This window comes from Thiomonas sp. X19 (assembly GCF_900089495.1).
GTDB lineage: Bacteria > Pseudomonadota > Gammaproteobacteria > Burkholderiales > Burkholderiaceae_C > Thiomonas_A.
On the sequence record NZ_LT605203.1, the window covers coordinates 1,804,883 to 1,822,540 of the forward strand.

Here is a 17,658-nt window from a genome sequence, read left to right on the forward strand (position 1 = left end):
GAANTCCTGCCGCGAATGCGCGGCTATTGATGGGATTCAGCGCGACGTTGCGCCGCCCCTGCCGGGGCTGGTCACTGCAGCGTGTTCCGCGCCTGCCGGCGCTTCGGTCTTTGGGCTGTCAAAAGGCAGCTTTGGGCTGTCGAAAGGAAGGGCGCGACCTGCCCAGCGCTCGCGTATCGTTTCGCTCGGGGCGCCATCGGCGCCGAGCGATTCGAGAAAGTCGATTTCTCCGCGCAGGCTGTCGTGGGCGTCCGCAGGCATGGCCTTGACGAAGCGCAGCACAGCCATGGGGTAGGTCTCGCCAGGCTGGGTTTCGATCTTGTGGTGGCGCAGACGCAGACATCGTCCTGCAAGCAGGAGGCGGAAAGCTGCGCGATCGGATAGTGTCCTGATGCCTGCGGCGAGGCTGCGCGGGGGTGTCTTGCGTTGTTCCATATTTGTTCCTCAATCAAGCCGATTTCCGCTTGTTGGAGCAACGCAAGTTATTGATTTCTTTGATGCTGGATGGACGTTTCCGTTTTGTGATTCCTGTTGTCGTGGGTTCGAGTCCCATCAGCCACCCCAAAGAAATCAATAGCTTGCAGGCCATTTGCGGGCCTGTTTTGCTTTGCGGGTGCACGAAAATTCCCACTGTGGGAATTTTGAGGTTCCGAAACGGCTTCACAGACCCTTCCGTCGAACCTCCTTTTGCGCGGTCGTAGATCCTTGCTGTAGTGCTTGGGTTCGAATGCAGATCGGGTACCGGGTCAAACTCCGAGTCCGCCGACGTGGTGCATCATGGCTCATTCACCCATTTGCCCCTTCACGCAAAATGGCGCTGTCTCCTCCGCCGCAAGTTTGCCTTTCATGCCACCCCGTCCGTCCAAACTGGTCCTGTCACCCCCGTCCAGCCAAGCGCCCCTGAGCAAAAACCAGCGCGCCTTCAACACCCTCGTGCGCAAGCTCGAACGCGCCCGGAAGACTCTGGCGCAGTGGGAGCAATTCATGCCCGAGTTCCAGGCCAACTGTCTTCAGGCGCAGTCTCCCAGACTGCAGGCCTTCAACGCCGTGCGCAAGGCACTGCTCCACAAGCTCGACACCGCCTATGGCGATGCCCGGTTCAACCCCACCGATCGCCGCCGCATCCGTGAGATCGTGCAGGACATCGGGGCCGATATCCTGCTGGCTGAAGACGATGCAATGGTTCGCGCTCTCATGCAGCGCTACGCGCCGCCTGAACGCCCGGCGCAGCACGATTCGACCGATGATCTCTTTGGCTTCGACGATCTCCCGCCACAGCCCGGCGCGGATGTCGACGAGGAAGCGCTGTTTCGGCAGTTCCAGGAAGCTGCGGCGTCGGCCGCCAAGGAGCAGATCGCCCATCCCGCACGCGCACCGCGCCAGGATACGCAGCAAGCGCAGACCGTTCGCAGCATCTATCGCAAACTCGCCAGCGCCTTGCACCCCGATCGCGAGACGGACGCAGCGCGCAAGGCGCACAAGACCACGTTGCTGCAGCGCGCGAACAAGGCCCATGCCGAGCAGGACTTGCACACCTTGTTGAGCCTGCAACTCGAAATCGCCATGATCGATCCGGCCCAGCTTGCCAGCATGGCCGAGGCGCAGTTCAAGGTGTTTTCCGCTGCGCTCAAGCGCCAGTTGCGTGAGGTCGAGCACAAGATCAAGGAGATCGAGTTCGGCATCCGCAATGCCTTTCCCGAGCTGGACGATGGCGCGATCCATCCCCAGCGCATCCAGCGCGCATTCGAAGCTTCACTGCTTGGCCTCGACGAGGCCCGCCAGGAGATCGAAGACCTGCTCGCCCGCGCCGACAATCCCAAGGCGCTCAAGGCCTGGATGCGTCGGCAGGAACAGTGGGCGGAGCAGGAGATGGAGCTTGACGCCGTGGCGGCTCTGGAAGCATTCGAGCGCATGGTGATGGCGGAGTTGCGGCCGCGGAAACGGCGCTCACGCTGAAACCTCCGGCGCTTGGGCGCCTACCGACGCCTGTTCGAAGCCGCTGGCGGCATCACGTTGATTCTGTTCGGGGTCTATCTGCTCAACGGCTATTACGCCTGGGTGCCGGCTTTGGCCATCTGAAAGCAACAAACCGGTGAAACGACAGGCATGCACTCGCGGCGTGGGTCGCTAACCTTTGACTTGCCAGCTTCTATGTGCTTCTATGCGCATATGTCCAAAGCAGCCAATTTCTTCAAGCTCTTCGCCGATCCAACGCGCTACCGGATTCTCCACTTGTTAACGCTGGATGAATGTTGCGTGTGTGAGCTCGTGGATGCGGTGCAGACTCCTCAGTACACGGTCTCACGCCATCTCGCTGGATTGCGCAAGGGAGGATGGGTGGTGGAACGGCGTGATGGAACCTGGATCTACTACCGCCTTGCCCCCGAGCATGCCGCCCTGATCAAGGCGGTGCTGCAAACCGCCCAAGCCCATGACCTGGATGCGCAGTTGCTCACTGCGGATGCGGCTCGACTTCAAACGCGGTTAGACATGCGAACAGCGGGTCGCTGTACGTTGGGCTACGGCATCGTATAACTTTTTTACTTTCTAATATGCGTAATTGCCCATATACGCGCATAGCATGCGTGGCGAACGGATCCCATCAACCCCATGCCCTCCATGCGTGCCACAGCCGGCGACCAGCTTCGAAGAACCAAAGCGTCGTCCTGTGCCCAGTTTCGAAGGGGTTGGGGTGGCGCATTGCTGTTCGCTCTGCTGCTCGGCGGCTGTGCGAGTTACCAACCCCAGCCTCTCATCCCAGCGCAGGATGCCGCCGCACTTCAAGCACGAGACGTGAATGCAGCGGGGTTGCGGGCTTTCCTGGCAGCCCATGGCCAAACCGTGACGCCATGGCCACTGCCTTCTTGGGATCTGAGCAGCCTGACTCTGCTGGCTCTGTACGACAACCCCCAATTCAAGGTCGCTCGCGCGCAATGGCAACGGGCTCGCGCTGGAACGGAAACTGCAGCGCAGTTGCCCAACCCATCCCTTCACCTTTTCGAGCAACACCACAGCTTGGCACCGGCAGGCCTCTCGCCTTGGTCCTATGGCCTCGCGCTGGGAATCCCTTGGCAGAGCACAGAACTGCGTCAAGCGCGTGTCGCCCAAGCCGATGCGCTGGCAGACGCGGCCGATCTCGAACTGGCGGCGGCTGCCTGGCCGATTCGAAGCGCAGTCAGGGTGCGATTCGTAGGACTCGATGCGGCGCTGCAGCGCGTTCATGTGCTGAAGTTGGAACTCGCCCTTCGCAAGAGAGCGCTGGAATTGCTGCAGCAGCAAGACGTGCTGGGAGCCATCACCGCCAGCACATTGTCCATGGCACGCATCCAGGAGCAGCAGGCCCAAGCGGGAGTGCTGAGCGCGCAAGGTCAGGTTGCCGATCAGCGCGCAGCCCTGGCTGGCGCCCTCGGGCTACCGCTGGATGCCCTGGCCCATCTGCGGATTGATTTTTCAGGCATTCAAGACCCGCCTACGCGCAAGCGGTTGCCTTCCCCCGCCGTGCAGCGCGCGGCATTGCTTGACCGCTTGGATGTCCGCGCTGCACTGGATCAGTATTCCGCAGCCGAGGCCGGCTTGCGCCGGGAGATGGCCAGGCAATACGCGCAATTCCAGCTTGGCCCGGGCTATGAATGGGACCAAGGCGACCAGCGCTGGTCGCTGGGACTGTCGCTGAGCCTGCCGGTGTTCAATCAAAATCAGGGACAAATTGCCGAGGCCAATGCGCGGCGTGCCGAGGTGGCAGCCCGCTTCCAGGTCCTGCAGCTTCACGTTTTGACGCAAGTCGAGCGTGGCTTGGCCGCTTATCAAAGCTCCGTACAGATCTGGAATGCGACGAACAACATCGTGGCAGAGCAGCAGCAGGATGCGCAGCAGATCTCCGCCCAGTTCGCGGCTGGGGAGGTCGACCGGCTGGCCACGGTCCGCGCTCAACTCCAGACGGTTGTTGCGAGGCTGCATCGCCTGACGGCGCAGGCGGAGAGCGAACGCGCGTTGGGGCGCCTTGAAGATGCTGTGCAGCAGCCCTTGGACGGCAGCGCGCCATTGCCACCCGTCGCCACGCTCGGCCTTGGCCAAGCATCTCTCAAGAAACAAAATGGGTTGAAGGCCGGTTTCATGCTGGCACCGGGTTTGGATGGATCTGGAAGCCAAGGGCAGCGGCGCGGCGCTTGAGGGCGACGATTGAGCGCTCGCGCTGCTGATCTTCATAGCGCTGCTGGCCTTGATCGACGAACGCCTCGCCACGCGTCAGCATGAAATACACCATGCGCGCCAGCTTGTGCGCGGTGGCGGTATTGGCACGCGGCTTGTCCATGCGGCCCGACAAGCGGCGGTAGAACGCGCCGAGGGCCGAGTCGCTGTGCGACAGGCTCATCGCGGCCATCTTCAGCGCCTGCCTGACCCGATTGGCGGATCGCCGGGTCTTGGCTGACAGCACCTTGCCGCCGCTGATCTTCGTGCCCGGACACAGCCCCAACCAAGAACAGAAGTGCTTGACGTTGGCAAAGCGACTCAGGTTGGGGCCGACCTCCGAGAGGATCTTCATCACCGCAGCCAGACCCAGGCCGTTGATGCGCGTGAGATCGACGCCGGCCCAGTTGGCCAGAATCTGGCGTGCGTCGAACTGCGCGCGCAGCTTGCTGCCTGCACGAGGCGTCTTGCCCAGATCGACCTTGGCCGCGCCAAGCTGGCTCAGCAGTCCTTGCAGCTTGGCGTCGCATTCGCCCAGGTGCCGGGCAATGTCGTCATACATCGCCAGCGCCTGGCGCAGCACGAACAGGTGCTCATCGCGCCAATTGCCCGTCAAGGCCTTGGCAATCTCCGTCTCACTGGCCTTGACACGAGCGTTGCGATACCGGGCCAGCGTCTTGGGGTCGCGCTCGCCAGCGACGATGGCGCGGATGATGGCTTGTCCCGTCAGTCCCATGACATCGGTCAGAACCTCGGTGAGCTGGATGTTCATCTGCACCAGCGCCTTTTGCATGCGCTGCACCCAACTGGCCTGCTCGGCCAAGAGCACGTCGCGCTGACGGGCCACGGCACGCACCACACAGACCTCATCGGTCGGGCGGAACGCCGCGCGCAAGAACCCCAGGCTCATCAACTTCTGCAACCACTGGCAGTCCTGCACATCGCTCTTGCGCCCAGGCACATACTTCATCTGCCGCGCATCGACCAAAAACACCGTCAAGCCGCGTTGCTCCAGCACCTCGAACACCGGGATCCAGTACACCCCGGTGGACTCCAGCGCCACGGTGTCGACCCCACACGCGAGCAGCCAGTCGGCCATGGCGTGCAGATCGTCGGTCATCGCACCGAACTCGCGCACCGGTTCGTCGCAGGCTTGCCGGGGTACCGCCACCCAGTGGCTCGACCCTCCTACGTCGATACCCGCCGCGTTGGGGAAGACCAGATCATCATCTCGCTTGCGCATCGCCATCGTTTGCTCCAAGATTGTCAACGAACGGCAGCGCCATGGGAGTCGTCGAATTCGACTCGATCTCTCAAACGGGATGCACATCGCTGTGCTCACCACTGTCGCCGACGATTCCCGGACCATGCTCACGAGCGGGCTCACCTCACGGCGTCCTACAACGCCGCAGGCTCGCACCAATGACTTGTCGGTCATCTCGGCACTGCCGTTCACCTTGTAGCCCAAAGATCGTTTCTTCGCGAACGCCGGGCGCCCCCAGGGGCTTGGGATGCTCACGAGTGGTGCGCCGGGCAATGAGATCGAGGGGCCGATGGCGACCGTGATTCTGGGAGGGCTGCTGACGTCGACGATCTTGAACCTTCTGGTGCTGCCGAGTCTGGCTCTGCGCTATGCACGGTTCGAGCCCAGTGCCATGATGGAAGACGGTGCGTTCTGACGATGGCGCACGCATCCGCAATTTCTCCGGATCCGCGCAACATCACGACCGAGCGAGACCTGATCGCGAACTGTCATGAATCCAACCTGGGTTGTATTGCTCCACACCGCACTCGACTATGCGGTCGAGTTCGCGGAGGTGGCCGTTTTTGGCTTTCTGGTGGCTGGGTTGCTTCAGCAATTCGTGCGCGCGCAGGCCCTGCAGCGGCTGGTCAGCGGCGGTGTCGTACGCGCCAATCTGGCGGGAGCATTGATCGGGTTCGCGACCCCTTTGTGCTGCTGTACCGCCATTCCGACGGCCATGAGTTTGTTCAGGCAGACCCAGCGTGCCGGCCCCGCCTGCGCCTTCCTCATCGCCACCCCCTGGTTCAATTGGTATGGCTTGAGCGCGCTGATCATATTTCTGGGACCTCGAAACGGCGTGGCCGTCGCGGCAGCCGCCGTGCTCACAGGGTGGGGAACCGGAATGCTGGTTGATGGGTGGGCCCTGCGGTCAAGCCGCGTTGCGCCCGCCTCGCCGGCGCTTGGCAGGGAGGGCATCGCCGAGGCGTCGGCCACCTGTGCGCCTGCCGAATCATCCTGTGCGACCGAACGCTGCGGTTGTGACTCTGGCGAGTTGGTCTCCGCAGAAGGATCCGGTTGGTTCGACTTCCACGAGCCAGCGCGGAAACTGCGCGCGGCTTTGGGTACGGCCATCGCGCTGTTTCGCGAGCTGGCGCCTTGGATCGGTGCGGGCATCCTGCTTGGCGCAGCGGCCAAGGTGTACCTGCCGGCGGATTGGGTCAGCCGATACCTCAGCGGCGAAGGGATCGCGGGTGTCGGTTTCGCCCTCGTGTTCGCCGGTATCGTGTACACGGACAGCCTCGGCTCGCTGCCCTTTGTCCATGCCTTGCTGGAAAAAGGCATGGGTCCCGGCAATGCCATGATCCTGCTGGTTGCCGGAGTGGGCAGCAACGTCTCGACACTTGGCCCCGTCGCGCGCGCCATGGGACGGCGCAGCGCGACGCTTTATGCCCTCGGTGTGCTCGTCATCACCGGGATCTTGGGGCTCGCGCTCAATCGTTAGCCCCTACCGGCCCGAAGCATCAACGGTCGATCGGCAACCAGACACCTTCAATGTCGGGTGACCGACGAACTTCAGTTCGCCGGAGCGGCGGATGCCTGGGCGCGCAAATGGATCTTGCCCTTTGTGGCAAGCTGCGCCACGAGATGGATCGCACTGGCCTCGCTGATCTTGAGTTGTGAAGCCAGCGCAGCGGTATCGACCTCGCCCTGTTGGGCCAGCGCCGCAAGCGCCTCACCCTCCAGACTCTCCATCCAGGTGGCAAACAGCGCATGCAGCTCCGGCGTGGCAAACGCTGCCATCGACGTCGTTGTGTGCAACGCACTGAGCATCTCGGCTTGCATGCCCATGCACATGCTCATCATGTTTTGCATCGGGTTGGGAGCCTCGCCCGCCTGCTGATTGCGCATCTGTCCCATCATCTTTTGCATCATGGCCATCGGACCCTCGCCGCCCGAGCCCATTTGGGCCATCATTTTCCTCATCATGCCCATACCCGTCATCATCGGGTTGGCACCACCGCCCGATTCAGGCTGTGATTCGCTGCCTGTCTTGCTGTCTTGATCTTTCGCTTCCATGTCAATCTCCTGGTGGATGATGCCGTTGATCGTCTCGGCGTTACGGGTGGTTTGTCACCAGCGCCGCACCGAGACCGATGAGGCGGCGTGTCTTGCGGTCCAATGCCCCCTCCGGGCCATAGACCGCTGCATGAAAATGGTTGCCCTGCTCGATGATCGGTTCATGTTGCGCGGGCATGACGTTCTCCTGGGTCGGTTCCATGGGTGCGGGTGAAGATGGCCGCATAGTGGTAAGGCGGCAATTCGACCTGTGTTTCCAGGGCAAAGCCCGCTGGCTCAACCACGGCTTGGGTCTGCGCGGCAGACATGCGCAGTTCGGTGCGCGGCCCCCGTGGTTGACTCAGAACGGGGGTCTGTTCGCGCGCGATGGGGTGCCAGTTGACGATGGCGAACCGCCCGGGCGGTTTGAGAACGGCGGCGATTTCCCGGGCCAATGCCGTCGGGTCTGGCACGCCATGGAAGGTGTTGGCGATGAGGACATAGTCCACCGGCGCGGGGATCAACCGACTCAGCTCCATGGCATCCCCAAGCACCCAATCGCAATGGCCATAGGGCACACAGACGGCCCGAGCTTGCTCCAGCAGGATGGGGTCCAGGTCGAAGCCGATGACGCGGCCCGCGCCGACACGTCGTGCAATCGCCGCGGTGAAATAGCCGTCTCCGCAGCCCAGATCGACCACATGCATGCCCGGCTCAATGCGCAAGGTCGCGATCAAGCCGTCAGGCTCGGGCCACAAGGCCTGCCACCAATCCTGATCGGGCATCGCGGTGGCGGGAAACAAACGTTCCTGCATCATGCTTCGAGATCCTTCTTCATGCGCTGGTAGTCATCGGCGCTGATTGCTCCGCGCGCATATCGCTGATCGAGGATGTCCCGCGCGGTCGACTCACCGCCTGGCCCGCGTCGGTGCATGCCGGAGCCGCCGCACATCGGTCCACCGGTGCCGCGGAACAAAAAGATCAACAGAATGACCAGAAAAATCAGCGGAAAAATCCACATCCAGGGAAATCCGCCCCACGGTCCGTTGAACCCCATCATGATCTCACCTCCAGAGTCGTTGTTGCCGTCGCGGCGCCGGGCCGGCCAGGCCGAGACGCGCCTTTGGTTGGTGGAATCTGGCGAGCATCCAGCCAATTCGCGAGTTCACGCAGGATGCCCGGCAGGGAAGGGTCAGCAAGGCAGTAATAGATGAATGGGCCACGGCGCTCGGCGCGCACCAAGCCGGCTTCTCGCAGCATGCGCAGATGAAAGGAGACATGAGTCTGGCCCATGCCGGTGGCCTGGATGATGTCTGTGACCGGACGGCATTCCAAACCCAATCCACACAAGATGCGCAGGCGGGTCGGTTCGCCCAGCACCTTGAACGCGGCAACCAAGCGGGTTTGCTCGGAGTTGGAGAGTGCCATGGCATCAAATGAATCGTTGTTTATATGAATATCGATTCATATGTTAGTGACTCTTGCGCCCATGTCAAATGCCACGCTTGCGGCAGGCCGAGCGCATCATCCGGTTGGAATGAGATCCAGTCGCTGACTGGTGTGGGAATGCGCCGCGAGCGAACGCATCCCGATGTCCGGAGGGGTGCGCATGACCGCCCACTCCGCGTCGATGAGTGGGGTTGATTTGCACAGGATGGCATCGGGCACACCAATCTTGCCCAGATCGTGCAAAAACCCACCCAGGCTGACGCGCGCGACCTCTACTGCATCCAGCCCCGCCGCAGCGGCAAGCATGCGTGCATAGCGGGAAACGCGCCACAAATGGCCACCGGTATGCGGATCGCGTGCTTCGACAAACCATGCCATGTTGAGCAGGCTGACCAGCAGGTGATCGGCCGTCTCGTCGGACCCGGGCCGGGTGCGCGGACCAAGCCAGCGTCCGAACCATCCGCTTCGCCACGTCGGCGCTTCTTCTTTGCGTGGCAGCCCTGCGCGGGTTGGTTCATCATCGATCAGCGCATCGGCTACGAGCTGCGAGGTCATGCTGGCCTGCATCGATCAGCCGACGATGCGGGGCAGGGGCCGCAGCGAAGACCGAGTTCGAGCATGTCATGCCACACCCGGCGTGCGCCATACGTGCGGTCACTGCCGACGAAACTCTGGCGCATCAGCGTGCCCAGCACTTCGTCGTCCAGGCTGCGCTGACTCCTGGGACGGACCAACCACGCGCAGCAGCCGCTTGGCGAGACACCGAGCGGCTTGCACATCAGGTTCACCGGCCAGACCCCTCGGTGCTTCGCCACGAAGCCGAACTTCACATCGACTCCTTGGCAAAGTAGCCCACACCATCAATCGAGCAGATGAATCAAGAAAGCGAAGATGTTGATTGGCGGATGGGCGCAATCTCGATGCAAGTGGTCTTGGAGACGGTGGTTTGCAAAGTGGCGTTTCGCTCTTGAAATCGCGCTGCATCAAGCAGCCGTTTGCGCGGCAACGCCAACGACTTGGTGGTCTGATTAAGCGCCTGGACGGCCTGAATCAGGCCGGGGTAGTCGGTGGTGAGATTGGCCCAGGGGTCGGTGCCTTGACCTTGATCGGTGAGGTCGACGTAACCCACCCCTTGTTGGAACAGGTTGGACAAGCTTGCCGCCTGCGCCTGTGACAGATTGCTGATGCCCAGCGCCAGATAGGCGAACTTGCTCGCCGGGTAGCTGCTCAGGCCCGCCGGAACCGGGGGCAGGCTCAGGTCCATGCTTTCGTGCATCACCGTGATGTCGGCGGTGTTCGCAATCGAGATGTCGGGATAGGTGCCGGGGTTGATTGCCACCAATGCGGGCTTGCCGCTGGCCGGAACGATGGTTTGCCGCGCGGTCGCGGCAACTTCGGCGTCATAACTGGCGGAGGCGGCATTTCCCGACACCTCGTCGAAAAAGATGCCGTCCAGTCCATAGCACTGCGCATAGGACTGCACGTCCTGCTGCACCAATGCCTGGTCGCGCTGGCCGTAGCTGGTGTGCACATAGCCCAGCACGGTCACGCCCGCGGCATGCAGTTGCGCGATGCCTTGCAGAAACGCGGTCAGCGTGGCCGACGCCGGTGAGGTGCAGGCCACCGGGCCATTGCTGGGGTTGATGATGGCCACGGTGGGCACAGCAGCGGCCTGCGCCTCCACAGCAGCCCAGGCTGCGACACGCGTGCCGCTGTCCGACAGCGGGTAGGCGTAGAGCGGAATGAGCACGCCCATCGGATTGCGCTTGAGGGCCCCAGGCGACGTGCCCTGCGCATTCGATGCGCTGGCAGTGGGCGAAGCCGTGTCCCATCCTCCGCCACAAGCGGACAACGCCAGCACGAGCGCGGCGGTCGCGCCCCAAGCGGCCCATGTCACAAAAGATTCAAGCATGCACGCGCGCTCCCCCGCGCTCCCGGTGCCAACCGACGCCAAGCCGCGCTGCAGGTGCGATGACTGGCGTTTGACTGGGCCCGATGTACGGTGCCATCATGCCGCCGCCTTGTGCTGCGCTTCCCAGCCCAGGCAAGCCAAGGCCACGGTACGCGGAACCGGGCGCTCCCCGCTGCGGTAATACGCCAGCATGCGGCGAGAGATGCCGAGCGCCTCGGCGGCTTGGTCGAGCGTGAGATGGTGGCGGGCCATCCAGTTCCAGAGGAATGTGGCGGAGAAGTGCCCCTGCTGCTCGAAGCCCAGCGCGCGCAGATTGTCAGCGGCGAGTTCCAGGTTGTCGTCATCGCCCCACTGCACGCTATGGCCTCCCTCATCGAGGCGTGCGGCCTGGAACAGCGACGCATCACGCAGGGCGCTGAGCACCGGATAGCGGTCCATGACCGCGGAGAGATCGACCGTCATGGACACGTCATCGGCTGCACGGCGGCCAGGCGCAAATGGGCATGCGTGGGGGTGTTCATGGGTTGAGTTCCTTCCATTTCTGGTGCCACACATCGCTGTGCTCCTGCGCCCACTGCAAGGCGGGTGCCAAGATGCGCATCGAGAGGTCGCCGGCCAAGGGTGTGAGCGTGAACGTGACCGATCAGGGTGTTGCGCGGTTTGATTTTAGGTTTGGGTGTTTGGTTTGAGGGCTGTGTTTCCTTTTTCGGTGGTGTGTTGACGTTTTTTGATCAGGCCCCTGCCTGGCCGCCAGAGGCCCCCTGTCGGTCGGGTTATGGTTGACTGCCCGAGGCGTCCTGATACTAAATTGCGTTCAACGATATAGATGTTATCCATTTGAACCCAGTCATGGACTGGGTTCTGGCGGGATTTGCTTCGAGTGCGCAGAGCCCCTTGGTCAGCGCCCGCTCGACGGCATCGAGGTCGGCGAAGACGGTGTTTGCGAAGCTCTCTGCGCGCAACGCATCCCACAGGTGCTCGGCTGGGTTCAGTTCGGGGCTGTACGGCGGCAGGAAGATCAGCCGCATGTTCGCGGGCACGATCAACTCGCCTGCCAGATGCCAGCCGGCCTGGTCCATGACCATGACGACGAACTCGCTCGAGTGGCGCTGGGCGACCTCGGCCAGGAACAGCGACATCGTCTCGGCGTTGACCCATGGCAGCACGAGGCTGTCGAGCACGCCATCGTGCGCACTCACGGCGCTGAACGCGTCGATGGACTTGCGTTCCAGCCGGGCGCCGACCACGGGCCGCACGCCGCTGGGAGCCCAACACCGCCTGGGCGTACCCAACAGGCCGAAGCGGCCTTCGTCCTGGAACATCACCCGCACCCGGCGGCCGTGCTCAGCCTGGCGCGCGACCTCTTGGCGTACCGCGCGGCGCCGTTTTTTTAAACGCGGCCTGGGCCGCCACGTCCGCCTTGGGATGCCTCGGACGAGGCACGACCTTGCGCCAGCCGTGGCGGTCGAGTAGCCGGTAGATCGTCGAGGGCGCCACCGCCTTGCCGACGCGCTCCTGGTAGGCCTGCTGAATCTCCGCCACGCTGAGCATGCCGCCAGCGTCAGCACGCGCCACGAACGGCGCAAGCAACTGTTGCTCCTGTTCCGGGCTCAGGTGCTGATGGCGCCTGCCACCTCGACCGCGCAGATCGAAGATTGCGTCGCCATCCTTGGCCCAGCGCGAGTGCAGCACATGCACCGTGGCCGTCGACCAGCCCAGCAACTGGGCAATCTGGGCGGCTGAGCTACCCAGCGTCGCGCGTATGAGCACGCATTGGATGCGCTGGTACTCCGCGTGGCTGGCGGCTTGCTTGAGTCGCTCGGCAAGCCGCGCCACCGTCGGCTTGTCTCCCACGATCAGACTCTTCATCCACGGCTCCTTGAAGTCCATGGAATCGCATGATATCTAATCTATTGAACGCAAATTGGTATGAGCGAATTGCTGCCGCACAACTGGGCGAAAACCAGCGCCCCTGCTATCAGCACCTGACCATCACTTCAGGTGTCAAGATGATAGGTTCGCTGGACGTACGGATGAACCGCCTTTGGGGCGGATCTGGGAGATGTCTTTTTCCGTGGGAACGACCCTCTTGGAGCCCACGCAAAGCCTAGGCCGCAATTCTGTATGGAATTCCCACGGACTGCCTTGCAAGCCAGTATTTATGCGGGTTGCAGCCGTAGATTGTGATTCCTGTCGTCGTGGGTTCGAGTCCCATCAGCCACCCCAAAGTGTTTTCGCCATCAAGGCATGAACAACAAGCGCCGTGACCCTCGCAGTTCGCGCTTTTTTGTGGCCGGCTTGTATGGCCAAGGCGCTGGCACGGGGCTTTGGCCGACTGCTGCCAGGGGCTGCATTCCAGCCGCAGATCGAGTCCCCGATAAGATGCAGCCATGCGCATCCTGCTCACCAATGACGATGGTTATCTAGCTCCCGGATTGCAAGCGCTTTACGCCGGGCTGTGCGGGCTGGCGGACGTTACCGTGGTCGCGCCTGAGCAGAACGCCAGCGCGGCTTCGAACGCACTCACCCTCAGCCGCCCGCTGTCGGTTTTCAAGGCTGCCAATGGCTTTCTGTACGTGAATGGCACACCGTCCGATGGTGTGCACATTGCGCTCACCGGCCTGCTGGACTTCAAACCCGATCTGGTCGTGAGCGGCGTGAACAACGGCGCCAATCTGGGGGATGACACCATTTATTCCGGCACCGTCGCCGCGGCCACGGAGGGCTATCTCTTTGGCATGCCGGCCCTGGCCGTGTCGCTGGTTCACAAGGGTTGGGAGCACCTGGATACCGCGGTGCAGGTTGCCGTGGAGGTGGCTCGGAATCTGCTGGAGCGCAAGCCTGTGGAGCCCGTGCTGTTCAATCTCAACGTCCCCAATGTTGCCCGCAGCGCCTTGCGCGGCGTGCGGGTGGCGCGTTTGGGCAAGCGGCACCCCAGTCAGCCGGTGATCCTGCAGCACAACCCGCACGGCGAGCCGATTTACTGGATTGGCTCCGCAGGCGAGGCCCGCGACGACCAGCCCGGCACCGACTTCGACGCCATCGCCCAGGGCTATGCGTCGCTCACGCCGCTGCAACTCGACCTCACGCACTACCAGTTGCTGGACGACTGCAAGGTGCGCTTTTCGGGCATGGCCGGTGAGCGCTGATTCCACCCGCACGGCGCGTCCCCGCTATCCGGCCAAGTGGGGCGACGCGGCGGCGGGCTCGTCCGGTGCCACACGCCCCCGTTCCAACCCCCTTCCTGCCGAGGGCGGCAGGCCGGCGCTGCCGCGCTCGCAGGGGGCATACCGCCAAACCATGGTTCAGCCGGGTGTGCCCACCGGCCAGGGCATGGACTCGCAGGCCGTGCGCGACGGCATGGTGGAGCGGCTGCGTGCCATGGGCGGCATGGAGCCGGCCGTGTTGAATGCCATGCTGGCCGTGCCGCGCCATGTGTTTCTCGAGCCCGGGCTGGTGGCTCAGGCCTATCTCGACAACGCTCTGCCCATCGGGCATGGCCAGACCATCTCCAAGCCTTCCGTGGTGGCGCGTTGCGCCTCGGTTCTGCTGCAAAGCCTGGGGGCCAAGCCTGAGCGCGTGCTGGAGATCGGCACCGGTTGCGGCTATCAGGCCGCGGTGCTGAGCCGTGTGGCGGGCGAGGTCTACAGCATCGAGCGCATCCGCGCCTTGCACGAACTCGCACGGCGCAATCTGCGCGCGCTGCGCCTGCCGAATTTGCGCCTGCTGCTGGGCGACGGCACCGACGGAGCCGTCGCGGGCGCGCCGTTCGACGCCGTGCTCAGCGCCGCCGCCTGTGCCGAAGTTCCCGCCTCCTGGCTGGCGCAGTTGCGTCCGGGTGGGGTGCTCTTGGCGCCCGTCGGGCAGCCGCAGCGCCTCATGGCCTACCGCAAAACGGCCACGGGCAGGGTGGACTCGTGGTGCGTGGAAGACGCGCATTTTGTCCCTCTAAAATCGGGCGTTCTCTGACGCTCAGGCTCCTCCATGCGACTCGTTCTTCCGCTCTTGCTCACCTCGCTTCTGGCCACTTTTTTGGCCGCTTGTTCGACGGTGTCGCTCAATCCCGCACCGGTGGTCAGCAAGAACTTCACGCCCGTCGGATCGACCGCAGCACCGGCCAGCGCAGCGCCCGCAAGCAGCGCCTCCGCAGCCGCCAACGCAGGCCCCTACGCCGCTTATGCGGGCCAGCCCGGTTACTACACGGTGCAACCCGGCGACACGGTGCGCCGCATCGGCCTGCAGTTCGGCCAGGACTGGCACAACATCGTGAGCTGGAACAACCTCAGCGATCCGAACGTCATCACGGTGGGCCAGGTGTTGCGCGTGGCACCCCCGGTGGCTGGTACGCCGCCTGCCGTGGCCGCGGCGCCTCAGGGCGCCATGCCGGCCAACGGCCAGGTGGCTCAGTCGTATCCGCTGGCACCCATGGGTTCGCCGACTCCTGCGCCGCCTACGGTGGCCCCAGTCGCGCCGCCCGTCGTGGCTGCAACTTCAGCCGCATCTCCTGCAGGCGCGGTTGCAGCGCCCGCGCCAATGGCCAGCGCGGTTGCCGGGGCCGTGGCGCCCAAGGCCGTGGCTGACAACGGCGGTTTGCAATGGTCGTGGCCGGCGCCGGGAAAAATCATTCAGGGCTATAACGGCAGCACCAGCAAGGGCATCGACATCGCCGGCAAGCAGGGCGAGCCCATTTTCGCGGCGGCCAAGGGCAAGGTGGTTTACGCCGGCAACGAGTTGCGCGGCTTCGGCAACCTGGTCATCATCAAGCACAACGCCGACTACATCTCGGTCTACGCGCACAACGAGAAACTGCTGGTGAAAGATGGCCAGGACATCCAGCGCGGGCAGCAAATCGCCCTCATGGGATCGACGGACGCCCCGCGTGTGGAACTGCATTTCGAGGTGCGCCTGCGCGGCAAACCCATCGATCCGATGCAGGTTCTGCCGCCGCATTGAGCACCCCTATCCAAGCTGCCTGAAGCCACCTCAAGCCGCCCCATGCCGCGCGCACCCAAAAAATCATCGACGTCCACACCCGCTGCCGCTGACGCTGCGGGTGACGCCGAAGAGCCGCAAGGCTCGGGGCGAGACGAACTGGCGACGCAAGAGCTTGGCCGCATGGCGGGCGATGGCGTGGACGCCGCCAGCCAGAGCGTGCTGCAGGCCTACCTCAACCAGATTCGCATCAAGCCGCTGCTCACGCCGCAGCAGGAATTCGACACCGCCACGCGCGCCCGCCAGGGCGATTTCGCGGCGCGGCAAGCCATGGTCGAACACAACCTGCGGCTGGTGGTGAGCATTGCCAAGGGCTATGCCGGCCGCGGCCTGGCCCTGGCCGACCTCATCGAGGAAGGCAATCTGGGCTTGATGCACGCCATCGAGAAATTCGACCCCGAGCGCGGCTTCCGCTTCTCCACCTATGCGAGTTGGTGGATACGCCAAAACGTCGAGCGTGCCATCATGCAGCAGGCGCGCACCATCCGCCTGCCGGTGCACGTCATTCGCGAGCTCAACCAGGTGCTGCGAGCGCGGCACCACCTGGAAGAGTCCAGCCCCAACGGTGTGGCCTCGGTCGAAGACATTGCCGGCCTCACCGGCCGCACGGCCGACGAGGTGGCCGATCTGCTCACCCTGGGCGAACTGCCCGCCTCGCTCGACCTGATGCACGAAACCAGCGCGGGCGACAGCTACCAGGACCAGTTTGCCGACCAGCAGGCGCCCGGCCCCGACGATACCGCGCAGGCGCACGAGGTCACGCATCTGCTCGACGCCTGGCTGCAGACTTTGGCCGAGCGCGAGCGCGAGGTGATCGAAGCGCGCTTCGGGCTGTACGGCCGCGACACCGAAACCCTGGAAACCCTGGCGCAACGCCTCGACCTCACCCGCGAGCGCGTGCGCCAGATCCAGCAGGAAGCCCTGCTCAAGCTCAAACGCCGCCTGTCCAAGGGCGGGGTCGACAAATCTTCGGTGCTCTGAGCGTCATGGCCGCGCCCGTCGTCGTCTTCGACATCGAAACCATCCCCGACGCGCAAGCCATCCGCGCCGCCGGCCTGGCCGACGCGTGCCTGGACGACGCCGCCACCATCGCCCAGGCGCAGGAGCGGCGCAAGGCCCAAACCGGCAGCGATTTTCTCCCCGTGATCTGCCAGCGCGTGCTGGTCATCTCCTGCATCTTCCGCAACGCCCAGGGGCTGAAGGTGCATTCCTTCGTCGACCGTGGCGGCCAGGAAGGCGCGGCGGTGCAGGGTTTTTTCCGCATCGTCGACAAACACGAACCGCAACTGGTTTCCTGGAATGGCGGCGGCTTCGATCTGCCCGTGCTGCATTACCGCGGCCTGGTGCATGGCGTGCAGGCGCCCAAATACTGGGACATGGGCGAAGACGACCGCGAGTTCAAGTGGAACAACTACATCTCGCGCTACCACAGCCGGCACCTCGACCTGATGGACCTGCTGGCCCTCTACCAGCCGCGCGCCAACGCCGGTATGGACACCCTGGCGCAGCTTTGCGGCCTGCCGGGAAAACTGGGCATGGATGGCAGCCAGGTCTACGCCGCCTGGCAGCAGGGCGAACTGGAAGCCGTGCGGCGCTACTGCGAAACCGACGTGCTCAACACCTATTTGCTGTATTGCCGCTTCCAGCTCATGCGCGGCGGCTTCAGCCCGGCAGAGCACCAGGACGAAGTCGCGCTGGTGCGCAACACCCTGGCCGACTGGGCGCTGGGCGAGCCGCACTGGGCTGAATACCTGCAGGCCTGGCGCCTGCCCGATCCGCCAAACTCCTGAAGCTGTCGCCCCCGCGTGCCTTGGCATTT

The 17,658-nt window shown here is 63.8% G+C and carries 22 protein-coding genes and 1 pseudogene; 10 read left to right on the forward strand and 13 right to left on the reverse strand.

The window, feature by feature from the left end; translation table 11 throughout:
• Window positions 1–36: 36 nt before the first annotated feature.
• The gene (locus THIX_RS08430) at window positions 37–435 is read right to left on the reverse strand and encodes a hypothetical protein (RefSeq protein ID WP_112485882.1); all 399 of its coding nucleotides are present in this window, start codon (window positions 433–435) and stop codon (window positions 37–39) included.
• 411 nt (window positions 436–846) lie between these two features.
• On the opposite strand from THIX_RS08430, the gene THIX_RS08435 reads away from it, so the two are divergent.
• The 3 genes from THIX_RS08435 to THIX_RS08450 all read left to right on the forward strand — a co-directional run bounded on the left by THIX_RS08435 (window position 847) and on the right by THIX_RS08450 (window position 4,170).
• Window positions 847–1,956, forward strand: a complete 1,110-nt coding sequence (locus tag THIX_RS08435) for a hypothetical protein (protein WP_146748481.1) — start codon at window positions 847–849, stop codon at window positions 1,954–1,956.
• Between the two features lie 213 nt (window positions 1,957–2,169).
• A complete protein-coding gene (locus THIX_RS08445) occupies window positions 2,170–2,535 on the forward strand; it encodes a metalloregulator ArsR/SmtB family transcription factor (protein WP_158540833.1) in 366 nt (121 codons plus the stop codon).
• Window positions 2,536–2,619: 84 nt separating this feature from the next.
• Window positions 2,620–4,170 (forward strand): TolC family protein, encoded by a 1,551-nt coding sequence (locus THIX_RS08450; protein ID WP_233224465.1) that lies wholly within the window; start codon window positions 2,620–2,622, stop codon window positions 4,168–4,170.
• Here the strand turns inward: THIX_RS08450 and THIX_RS08455 are convergent.
• Complete coding sequence (locus THIX_RS08455; protein ID WP_086558138.1) at window positions 4,112–5,437, reverse strand: IS110-like element ISCARN20 family transposase; 1,326 nt, start codon at window positions 5,435–5,437, stop codon at window positions 4,112–4,114. The genes THIX_RS08450 and THIX_RS08455 overlap by 59 nt on opposite strands.
• 304 nt (window positions 5,438–5,741) lie before the next feature.
• Between THIX_RS08455 and THIX_RS24575 the strand changes: the two genes are divergently transcribed.
• A complete protein-coding gene (locus THIX_RS24575; RefSeq protein WP_256359971.1) occupies window positions 5,742–5,867 on the forward strand; it encodes a hypothetical protein in 126 nt (41 codons plus the stop codon).
• A 75-nt stretch (window positions 5,868–5,942) separates the two neighbouring features.
• Window positions 5,943–6,932 (forward strand): permease, encoded by a 990-nt coding sequence (locus THIX_RS08460; protein WP_112485886.1) that lies wholly within the window; start codon window positions 5,943–5,945, stop codon window positions 6,930–6,932.
• A gap of 71 nt (window positions 6,933–7,003) precedes the next feature.
• Here THIX_RS08460 and THIX_RS08465 read toward each other — a convergent pair whose 3' ends face one another.
• The 11 genes and pseudogenes from THIX_RS08465 to THIX_RS08505 form a co-directional block, all read right to left on the reverse strand.
• Window positions 7,004–7,507, reverse strand: a complete 504-nt coding sequence (locus tag THIX_RS08465; protein WP_199195252.1) for a hypothetical protein — start codon at window positions 7,505–7,507, stop codon at window positions 7,004–7,006.
• Window positions 7,508–7,547: 40 nt separating this feature from the next.
• Window positions 7,548–7,685 (reverse strand): hypothetical protein, encoded by a 138-nt coding sequence (locus THIX_RS23360; RefSeq protein WP_158540836.1) that lies wholly within the window; start codon window positions 7,683–7,685, stop codon window positions 7,548–7,550.
• On the reverse strand, window positions 7,669–8,304 hold the full coding sequence (locus THIX_RS08470; RefSeq protein WP_199195253.1) for a class I SAM-dependent methyltransferase: 636 nt from the start codon (window positions 8,302–8,304) through the stop codon (window positions 7,669–7,671). Before THIX_RS08470 ends, THIX_RS23360 begins: the two co-directional genes overlap by 17 nt.
• Window positions 8,301–8,546: an SHOCT domain-containing protein gene (locus THIX_RS08475; RefSeq protein WP_112485887.1), complete on the reverse strand. Its 246-nt coding sequence runs from the start codon at window positions 8,544–8,546 to the stop codon at window positions 8,301–8,303. Before THIX_RS08475 ends, THIX_RS08470 begins: the two co-directional genes overlap by 4 nt.
• On the reverse strand, window positions 8,543–8,914 hold the full coding sequence (locus THIX_RS08480; RefSeq protein WP_112485888.1) for a helix-turn-helix transcriptional regulator: 372 nt from the start codon (window positions 8,912–8,914) through the stop codon (window positions 8,543–8,545). The genes THIX_RS08475 and THIX_RS08480 overlap by 4 nt, the downstream gene beginning before the upstream one ends.
• 96 nt (window positions 8,915–9,010) lie before the next feature.
• Complete coding sequence (locus THIX_RS23755) at window positions 9,011–9,490, reverse strand: HD-GYP domain-containing protein (RefSeq protein ID WP_199195254.1); 480 nt, start codon at window positions 9,488–9,490, stop codon at window positions 9,011–9,013.
• A 38-nt stretch (window positions 9,491–9,528) separates the two neighbouring features.
• A pseudogene (locus THIX_RS22950) lies at window positions 9,529–9,786 on the reverse strand (IS3 family transposase); the annotation flags it as partial.
• Window positions 9,787–9,812: 26 nt separating this feature from the next.
• The gene (locus THIX_RS08490) at window positions 9,813–10,847 is read right to left on the reverse strand and encodes a spherulation-specific family 4 protein (protein WP_112485889.1); all 1,035 of its coding nucleotides are present in this window, start codon (window positions 10,845–10,847) and stop codon (window positions 9,813–9,815) included.
• Window positions 10,848–10,943: 96 nt separating this feature from the next.
• The gene (locus THIX_RS08495; RefSeq protein ID WP_112485890.1) at window positions 10,944–11,309 is read right to left on the reverse strand and encodes a helix-turn-helix transcriptional regulator; all 366 of its coding nucleotides are present in this window, start codon (window positions 11,307–11,309) and stop codon (window positions 10,944–10,946) included.
• A gap of 341 nt (window positions 11,310–11,650) precedes the next feature.
• The gene (locus tag THIX_RS24085) at window positions 11,651–12,274 is read right to left on the reverse strand and encodes an IS630 family transposase (RefSeq protein WP_233224728.1); all 624 of its coding nucleotides are present in this window, start codon (window positions 12,272–12,274) and stop codon (window positions 11,651–11,653) included.
• Window positions 12,192–12,716, reverse strand: coding sequence for a winged helix-turn-helix domain-containing protein (locus THIX_RS08505; RefSeq protein ID WP_158540838.1), 525 nt, complete (start codon window positions 12,714–12,716; stop codon window positions 12,192–12,194). Before THIX_RS08505 ends, THIX_RS24085 begins: the two co-directional genes overlap by 83 nt.
• A gap of 521 nt (window positions 12,717–13,237) precedes the next feature.
• Here THIX_RS08505 and surE point away from each other — a divergent pair.
• From surE to THIX_RS08530, 5 genes are read left to right on the forward strand one after another with little or no spacing between them, the layout of a single operon-like run.
• Window positions 13,238–13,996, forward strand: coding sequence for a 5'/3'-nucleotidase SurE (gene surE, locus THIX_RS08510; protein WP_112485893.1), 759 nt, complete (start codon window positions 13,238–13,240; stop codon window positions 13,994–13,996).
• Window positions 13,986–14,816 (forward strand): protein-L-isoaspartate(D-aspartate) O-methyltransferase, encoded by an 831-nt coding sequence (locus tag THIX_RS08515; protein ID WP_233224466.1) that lies wholly within the window; start codon window positions 13,986–13,988, stop codon window positions 14,814–14,816. The genes surE and THIX_RS08515 overlap by 11 nt, the downstream gene beginning before the upstream one ends.
• Window positions 14,817–14,831: 15 nt before the next feature.
• On the forward strand, window positions 14,832–15,800 hold the full coding sequence (locus THIX_RS08520) for a peptidoglycan DD-metalloendopeptidase family protein (protein ID WP_112485894.1): 969 nt from the start codon (window positions 14,832–14,834) through the stop codon (window positions 15,798–15,800).
• 42 nt (window positions 15,801–15,842) lie between these two features.
• The gene (gene rpoS / locus THIX_RS08525; protein ID WP_112485895.1) at window positions 15,843–16,820 is read left to right on the forward strand and encodes an RNA polymerase sigma factor RpoS; all 978 of its coding nucleotides are present in this window, start codon (window positions 15,843–15,845) and stop codon (window positions 16,818–16,820) included.
• A gap of 5 nt (window positions 16,821–16,825) precedes the next feature.
• Window positions 16,826–17,629 carry a 3'-5' exonuclease gene (locus THIX_RS08530; RefSeq protein WP_112485896.1) on the forward strand — a complete coding sequence of 268 codons (804 nt, stop codon included), beginning with the start codon at window positions 16,826–16,828 and terminating at the stop codon, window positions 17,627–17,629.
• Window positions 17,630–17,658 lie beyond the last annotated feature (29 nt).